The 7402-nt window shown below is 74.3% G+C and carries 6 protein-coding genes; 3 read left to right on the forward strand and 3 right to left on the reverse strand.

What is annotated here, in order from left to right; all coding sequences use genetic code 11:
- Window positions 1-108 precede the first annotated feature (108 nt).
- Window positions 109-501 carry a nuclear transport factor 2 family protein gene (locus ACFW1A_RS36135; RefSeq protein ID WP_380417025.1) on the reverse strand — a complete coding sequence of 131 codons (393 nt, stop codon included), beginning with the start codon at window positions 499-501 and terminating at the stop codon, window positions 109-111.
- Between the two features lie 380 nt (window positions 502-881).
- Here ACFW1A_RS36135 and ACFW1A_RS36140 point away from each other — a divergent pair, with 380 nt between their 5' ends.
- Entirely contained in the window at window positions 882-2630 is a 1749-nt protein-coding gene (locus tag ACFW1A_RS36140) for a protein kinase (RefSeq protein ID WP_380417028.1), read from the forward strand.
- 88 nt (window positions 2631-2718) lie between these two features.
- On the opposite strand, the gene ACFW1A_RS36145 is transcribed toward ACFW1A_RS36140, so the two are convergent.
- Complete coding sequence (locus ACFW1A_RS36145) at window positions 2719-3456, reverse strand: VOC family protein (protein ID WP_380417031.1); 738 nt, start codon at window positions 3454-3456, stop codon at window positions 2719-2721.
- A gap of 123 nt (window positions 3457-3579) precedes the next feature.
- The gene (locus ACFW1A_RS36150; protein WP_380417033.1) at window positions 3580-4377 is read right to left on the reverse strand and encodes a maleylpyruvate isomerase family mycothiol-dependent enzyme; all 798 of its coding nucleotides are present in this window, start codon (window positions 4375-4377) and stop codon (window positions 3580-3582) included.
- A gap of 353 nt (window positions 4378-4730) precedes the next feature.
- Between ACFW1A_RS36150 and ACFW1A_RS36155 the strand changes: the two genes are divergently transcribed.
- Window positions 4731-5372 carry a ferric reductase-like transmembrane domain-containing protein gene (locus ACFW1A_RS36155; RefSeq protein ID WP_380417035.1) on the forward strand — a complete coding sequence of 214 codons (642 nt, stop codon included), beginning with the start codon at window positions 4731-4733 and terminating at the stop codon, window positions 5370-5372.
- Between the two features lie 18 nt (window positions 5373-5390).
- Complete coding sequence (locus tag ACFW1A_RS36160) at window positions 5391-7382, forward strand: FAD-dependent oxidoreductase (RefSeq protein ID WP_380417038.1); 1992 nt, start codon at window positions 5391-5393, stop codon at window positions 7380-7382.
- Window positions 7383-7402: the final 20 nt, after the last annotated feature.

The raw sequence follows: 7402 nt of genomic DNA on the forward strand, positions 1-7402 counted from the left end.
GGCCGTCCGGGGTCCAGCGGGCCAGGTCGCCGGTCCGGTACATCCGGGAGCCGGCCGGGCCGGGCCCGGCACAGTCACGCGGACCAGGCAGTCACGCGGACCGGGCGGTCACGCGGACCAGAACGCGTCCTGGACGTCCTGGTCGTCCTGGTACTCGCGGAATTCCACGGCCTTCCCGTCGACGACGCGCCACACGTGGACCGCCGGGCTCGACAGGAACCGGCCCTGGCGCTCGGCCGAGACCGTGCTGAGGACGACGACGCGTTCTCCCTCCGCGAGGACCTCGTCGGCCGGGACCTTGAGCGTCCCGCCGGACAGCTCCTGGCACAGGCCGAAGAACTTCAGCACCTCGTCCGGGCCTCGGTAGTCCCCGGACAGCGGGTTCTGCCCCGGGACGTGCCAGGTGATGTCTGCGTCGAAGAGCTGCAGGACGGCCGGGATGTCGCCGACGGCGAAGTCCCGGTAGGCCCGGCCGATCAGCTCGGCGTTCGAGTTCGTCATGGTGGTGTTCCTTCGCTTCGGTACCCCGACCGCGGCCCCGGCCGCGAGGGGTGTCCCCTGCCGTTGGGCCCACGTGCCCCGGGTGACTCCCGGGTCGCGGCCTCGGCGGGTTGTCGCGGGGCGGCATCCGGCGGCGACGGCCGCGGCACCCCGGAGTTGGGCATTTCTCAGCCTACGACTGTCCGCCGGTGGGCACGAGGAGTCCGTTGGTCGCCGAACCACTCCGCCGGCCCCTGCCACGCTGCCACCGGCAGGGCGCACGCGCCGTCCCACCGGCCGGGAACGAACCACCGGGCGCGGCCCGGCACCTGCGGGAGGGGTTTCCCAACTGTGACGTTCCGAGGATGGTGTACTCGCCCGTACCTCCTACGATGCCGGGCATGACTACTGGGGGGCCGGACGGCCGGCTCATCGACGGACGCTACGAACTGCTCGAACCGCTGGCGGGCACCACTGCGGGGGGCGGGGTGTGGCGGGCGCGGGACACCCTGCTCGCGCAGGAGGTCGCGCTGCGCGAGCTCCGTCCCGCCGGTGCCGCGCCGACCGGGTCGGCGGAGCGGGACCGGTGGCGGGACCAGGTCCTGCTGCGGGCCCAGGAGCTGACGCGCCTGCAGCACCCCAATGTCGCCGCGGTGCAGCGGGTCGTCGAGAGCGGCGAGCACCCCTGGCTCGTGACGGAGCTGGTGCCGGGCGACAGCCTCGCCGACCGGCTGTCCGACGGACCGTTGGCGGTGACCGAGGCCGCCGGGATCGGCCGGGGGCTCCTGGCGGGGCTCCGCGCGGCGCACGGCCAGGGGTTCCACCACGGCGACCTGCGGCCCGAGACCGTTCGCTTCCGCGCCGACGGGACGGCGGTCCTCTCCGGCCTCGGCAGCGCCGCCCTGGCGGACGCGGCCGGGACGGCACTCACGGAACCCGGTGCCACGGCCCCCGACTACCAGTCCCCGGAGTGCCTGGAGGGCGGCGCGCCGGGCCCGGACGCGGACCTGTGGGCGTTGGGCCTGCTGCTCTACGTCGCCGTCGAGGGGCAGCACCCGTTCCGGCGGGCGAACGACTTCGCCACGGTGGCCGCCGTCCTGCAGGCCGTGCTCCCCGACCCGGTGCGGGCCGGCGCACTCGCGCCGCTGCTGGCGGAGGCGCTGGCCAAGGACCCGGCGCAGCGGCCCGGCGTCGCGCGCTTCGAGCGCCTGCTGGCCACCGCTCAGCAGGACCGCCGGCAGGACCCCCGGGCGGACCGGCGAAGATCCGACGCGAGCAGCGGCGCGGACGAGCACTCCGCGGCCGAGATCCAGGACGCCGTTCCCCACGACGCCGTTCCCGAGGACGCCCCGCCGCCCGGCTACCGCCCGCACCACGAGACCCCGAAGGCCCGCGGCCCGAAGAGCAACGGCCCGAAGAGCAACGGCCCCAAGAGCAACGGCCCGAAGAGCCCGAGCCCGAAAGCCCGCCCTGCGCAGAGCTCCTCGCACCACCACACCGACCCCACCGGGACCAAGCCCCGGACCGGCAAGCAGGCCACGGGATCCGGGAAGCCCGCGCCGAAGTCCCGCACCCGCCGCCGGATCCTGGTCGTGTCGGCGGTCGGTGTCGCCCTGGCGACGGTGGCCGGTGTCACGCTCTGGAGCACGGGCGTGTTCACGTCCGTCGCGGTGGACTGCCGACCTGGTGCGGTCCAGTCCCCCGCCGGCGCGGGTCTGGTGACCCCTCAGGGCGCCCGCACGTTCATCGCCGCACAGCAGCAGCAGCTGAACACCACCAAGGCGCTCAGCCTCTCGCTCTACGCGACGCACGCGGAGTCCAACGTGCCGACGGCCGCGAACGCGCACCTCTACGACCGGTTCAGCTACACCAACGGCGCGGGCACCCACCGCCCCGAAGGCACCGTCTTCCCCGGCGACAAGCCCGTCGACCTGAACAGCGTCAACTGGGACTGCCTCCCCGGACTCCTCCAGAAGGCGCAGGCCACGCTGAACGTCCCGCACCCGACCAGCACGTACATCAGCCTGGAGGGCCCCGACCACTTCAGCGACGACCCGCTCATCAGCATCTACCTGTCGGACGCGTACGGCTCCGGCCACCTGAAGGCCGACATCACCGGGCACATCCAGGACACCTACCGCCACAGCTGACCGCCGTTCGCCGGCCCGGGCCCCGGTCCGCCCACCCCGGCCCCACCCCCGCCGACCCCCGGGAGGGGCCGGCGGCGGTGCCCGGGGCTCAGCGCGGGGTGAGGAGGCAGAACTCGTTGCCCTCCGGGTCGGTGAGGATGCGCCAGGAGATGCCGGACTGGTCGATCCCGGGATCGGCGGCGCCCAGGGCACGCAGCCGGGCCTCCTCCGCCGCCAGGTCGTCACCGCGGTAGGGGCTGACGTCCAGGTGGACGCGGTTCCACCCGCTCTTGGTGTCGGGCGTGCGGACGAACTCCAGGTAGGGGCCGACGCCCGCGGCGGAGCGCAGGCTCGCGAAGTCGTCGGCGACCTCGTGCACCGTCCAGTCCATCGCCTCGCCCCAGAACCGGGCCATCTCCCGGGGGTCGGTGGAGTCGACCACCACGGCGGCGATCAGCCCGGTGTCCCCGTAGACCGGGCGGGGCTCCAGGACGCAGAACTCGTTGCCCTCCGGGTCGGCCATGACCGTCCAGGGGACGTCCCCCTGCCCCACGTCGGCGAGCGTCGCGCCGAGGTCCTTCAGGCGGGCGACCAGCTCCGCCTGGTGGGCCGTCGAGGTGGTGGCCAGGTCCAGGTGCACCCGGTTCTTCACCGTCTTGGGCTCGGGGCGGGCGATGATGTCGATGCACACGGCGGCAGGGTCGGGGTACACGAAGCCCACGGGTTCGAGGTTGGTCACCCCGGGCGCCTCGCTGTCGATGCCCCACCCGAGGGCCTCCGCCCAGAACCGGCCGAGCGCGGCGTCGTCCAGGGCCTTCATGTTGATCTGCACGAGTCTGGTTGCCATACGGAAGATCCTAGAAGCAGCGGCCGACCCGGTCGGCCTGACGGAGTGTCGGCCCGGCAGGTGGCGTGGGTACGAGGCGCCGCGGACCACCGCGGCACCCCTCGTACACGCCGACCCGGCCGGCTACTCCGCCGGCTCCCAGCTGCGCAGCAGACCGAACAGCGCGGCGTCGCCGTCGAGCCGCAGGGAGTCGAGCGGGATGCGGTCGTAGCTGAAGAGCACCAGTTCGCCGGCGGTGCCGTGGACGGCGGCCCCGGCCGGGTCCGGGTCAGTGCCGGTGGTGCTGCCGGGCGCGGCGACGGGGGTGGTGCGGGCACCGTCACCGTCGACGGTGAGGCGCCAGGAGCGGCCCTCGGCGGCGTGGAAGTCGAAGGACGTGGGCTCGTGCGGCCAGGCGCTCGGGGTCGCGCAGCAGGTGAACAGGAACTCCTCGACGCCGTCGAGTGCCACCTCGACCGGCAGCGGCTGCGGTGCACCCCCGGTGAGCTGGGCGTCGTACGCGTGCACCGCGGTCTCCTGGACCCGGTGCCGGGCGACGCCGCCGGCGGTGACGGGCGACTGTGACACCGGCCACCAGGTCCAGCAACCGGCCTCCGGTCCCGCCTCGCGCAGGGCGTTCAGCAGCAGCTGCGTCGACTCGGCCAACCAGGCCACCAGCTCTTCGCGCTCCTGCGGCACCACCAGCGCGGCCCGCCCGGCCGCGGCCTGCGCCGAGGGCTCGTCGGCGGGCCCGGCGGCGACGATCTCGGCCCAGAAGCGGTCTCCCCCACCCAGGTGCTTCGCCAGATCGAACAGCGTCCACTCGGGGCAGGTCGGCACCTTCGTGTCGAGGCCGGGCGCGGCGGCCACCGCGGCGCGGAGGGCGGCCGACCGGTCGTCGATCCATCGCAGCAGGTCGGAGAAGTCAAGATTCTTTTGCACGCCGGATGTCTATCACCGGACTCAGGCCGCCGAACAGCGGTTTTGGCCCTCGCGGTGCGCACCCTCGTGGACACGGGCCTGCCGCTCGCGCGGCCACCCCGTCCGCCGAGCCGGTCACCGGGGTCAACTCCCTTGCGGGGCTTGATGTTCCGCTGAAACTCACGGCCGGCCCGGGCAGCCGGGGAAACCGGCCCGCCGGCCTCCCGGTGGGGCGGTTCAGCGGAACCTTAGGGCTTGCTTAGGAAGCGTTCCGGCGGCAGTTCGCGGCCTCCCGGCGACCCTACGATCGCTGGTGCCGGGCCGCTCCGCCGAGCGGCCCGGACCATCCCCCCTCCTGCTTCCTCCAGGAATCCATGACCACGCTCTCGCTGCTCCTCGCACACCACGCGGCGGCCGAGGCCCCGATACCGGGCTCCCCGCTCGACGCCTACAACCGCGGAATCGCCTACGACACGGGCGTCCACAAGATCGCACGGCTGGCCGCGCTGATCGCCTACGTGCTGATGGTCGCCACCGTGGTGCTCGGCATCGTGCTGCGGATGCGCTACTTCCAGCGCAGCGTCAACCGGAGCACGGTGTACGGGGCACACATGACGATCGCCCTGTCGGCCCTGATCTTCGGCGCCCTGCACGGCGTCACCTTCCTCTACCAGCCGGTGTGGCAGCTGAGCACCGCCGACCTCCTGGTGCCGTTCGCGGGCGGTCAGCAGCGGATCCCGGTCGGCCTCGGCGTGCTCGGCACCGAACTGGCGATCGCCGTCGGGTGCTCGGTCTGGCTGCAACAGCGGCTGAGCTACCGCCGCTGGCTGAAGTTCCACCAATTCGGCTACCTGGCTTACGGGTTGATCTGGCTGCACGTGTTCACCGTGCACCCGGAGCCACGCCACCTCAACCTGGTGGCGATCGCGGTCGCCGGCGGCGCCCTGGGTTGCCTGCTCGCCTTCCTGATCCGCGCGCTGCCGTCCCGGTCCCGGCTCCGCCACGGCCCCTTCTGACCAAGGTGTAGACGTTCGATGACTCTCCCCGCCCACCACGCCGACTGGCCGGACGCCACCTGGCCGCAGACCGGCCCCTGGCCGGAGGCCGCCTTCGCCGCGGCCCCGCAGGCGTACCCGACCCCGCAGGCGTACCCGGTGCCGCAGGCGTACCCGGCGCTGCCGGCGTACGAGGTGCCGCAGGCGTACGAGGTCGCGCAGGCCCCGCAGGCCCACGCGCATCCCCAGGCCTCCTACCCGCAGGCCTACCCGCCGCAGCCGTACGCCCCCGCGTACTCCGCTCCCGCGCCGTACCCCGCGCCGATGCCGTACGCCGTCCCGGCACCGTACGCCGTCCCCGCGCTCGTCGCCGTCCCACCCCCGGCACCGGCACCGGCACCGGCACCGGCACCGGCCCCGGCGCCTCTCCCCGAGCCCGCGCCTCAACCGCTCGCACTCGAACCACCCGCCCCCGAGCCGGAGTTGCCCGAGCTCGTGCCAGAGACCGCCCCGGTGAAGGTCAGCGTGGACAACAACCGCTGCCACATCTACGGCATCTGCCAGCAAGAAGCCCCCGAGGTCTTCCGGATCTCCGAGGGCGGCTCGCTGCACTACACCGGCATCGTCCCGGAGCACCTGGCCGCCCGGGCCCGGCAGGCGGCCCGCTGCTGCCCGATGCAGGCCGTCGCGATCACCGCCGCCCCGCCGTCCGCGCCGACCCACCGCCCCCGAACCAACCACGCCCGGAGCGCCACGACGACCGCCGTCACCACCGCCGGCCCGCCGCCCCACCTGCGCCGGATCGTGGTCGCCGGCGCCGGCCTGGCCGGCCTGAGCGCCGCCAGCCGGCTGCGCGAGCGCGGCTTCGACGGCGAACTGGTGCTGGTCGGCGAGGAGGTGCACCGTCCGTACAGCCGCCCGCCGCTGTCCAAGCAGTTCCTGGCCGGCGAACTCGGCGACGAGGACCTGCGGTTCCGCGCCGACGACGCACTGGAGGCGCACTGGCTGCTCGGCACCCACCTGATCGGCCTCGATCCGGACCGCCGGGAGCTGCACCTGCGCGGCGGCGAACGACTGCCCTACGACGGCCTGGTGATCGCCACCGGGGTGGACGCCAAGCGGCTGCCGCAGACACCGGTGCTCACCGACCGGATCCGCACCGTGCGCACGCTGGCCGACGCCGCCGCGATCCAGGCGGCCATGCAGGCGGCCCGCGCCCGGCACGTGGTGATCCTCGGCGGCGGCTTCGTCGGTTGCGAACTCGCCTGCACCGCTCGGGACCAGGGCATGGACGTGACCCTGGTGGTGCACAGCGCCCCGCTATTGCGCCGGGTGCTGGGCAGCCGGCTGGGCGAGGTGGTGGGCCGGATCCAGGCCCGGGCGGGCGTCGACGTGCGCCTGAACACCCGGATCAGCTCCTGGACCGACACCGGATCCGGCCTGCGGCTGCGGCTGGACGACGGGGAGGTCGTGGACGCCGACTTCGTGGTGCTGGGCCTGGGCAGCGTGCCGCGCACCGAGTGGCTGCGCGACAGTGGACTGGACGTCACCGACGGCGTGCTGTGCGACGCGAGCTGCCGGGCGGTGGACCTCGGCGGGCGCGCGCTGCCGGACGTGGTCGCCGCCGGCGACGTCGCCCGCTGGCCCAACACCCGCTTCGACGCCGTCCCCCGGCGGGTCGAACACCTCATCCACGCCGTGGAGATGGGCCAGCACGCCGCCGACACGCTGCTGCACGGGCCGGACCGGGCGCGGCCGTTCACCCCGGTCCCGCGGTTCTGGTCCGAGCAGCACGGCACCCGGCTGCAGGCCGTCGGGATGCCGGCGCTGGGCGAGCGGATGGAGGTGGTGGAGGGTTCGCTGCGCACCGGCAGCTTCGTGGCCGCCTACCACCGCGAGACCGCCCGCGGCACCCAACTGGTGGCCGCCGTGGCCTTCGACATGCCGCGCCAGCTGCTCGACTACCGCGACGCCGTCGGGCGCACCGGTGGCGGAGCGCTGCGCACGGCCGGCCGCCGGCGGCGCCGGTGAGCCGCCGCGCCGTCCGCGGC

Origin of the sequence: Kitasatospora sp. NPDC058965, assembly GCF_042741245.1 — a bacterium.
Taxonomy (GTDB): domain Bacteria; phylum Actinomycetota; class Actinomycetes; order Streptomycetales; family Streptomycetaceae; genus Kitasatospora.

Bases quoted from the DNA above. Each gene is read 5' to 3' on its own strand.
- ACFW1A_RS36135 (WP_380417025.1), bottom strand. From the start codon at position 501: ATGACGAACTCGAACGCCGAGCTGATCGGCCGGGCCTACCGGGACTTC.
- ACFW1A_RS36140 (WP_380417028.1), top strand. From the start codon at position 882: ATGACTACTGGGGGGCCGGACGGCCGGCTCATCGACGGACGCTACGAA.
- ACFW1A_RS36145 (WP_380417031.1), bottom strand. From the start codon at position 3,456: ATGGCAACCAGACTCGTGCAGATCAACATGAAGGCCCTGGACGACGCC.
- ACFW1A_RS36155 (WP_380417035.1), top strand. From the start codon at position 4,731: ATGACCACGCTCTCGCTGCTCCTCGCACACCACGCGGCGGCCGAGGCC.
- ACFW1A_RS36160 (WP_380417038.1), top strand. From the start codon at position 5,391: ATGACTCTCCCCGCCCACCACGCCGACTGGCCGGACGCCACCTGGCCG.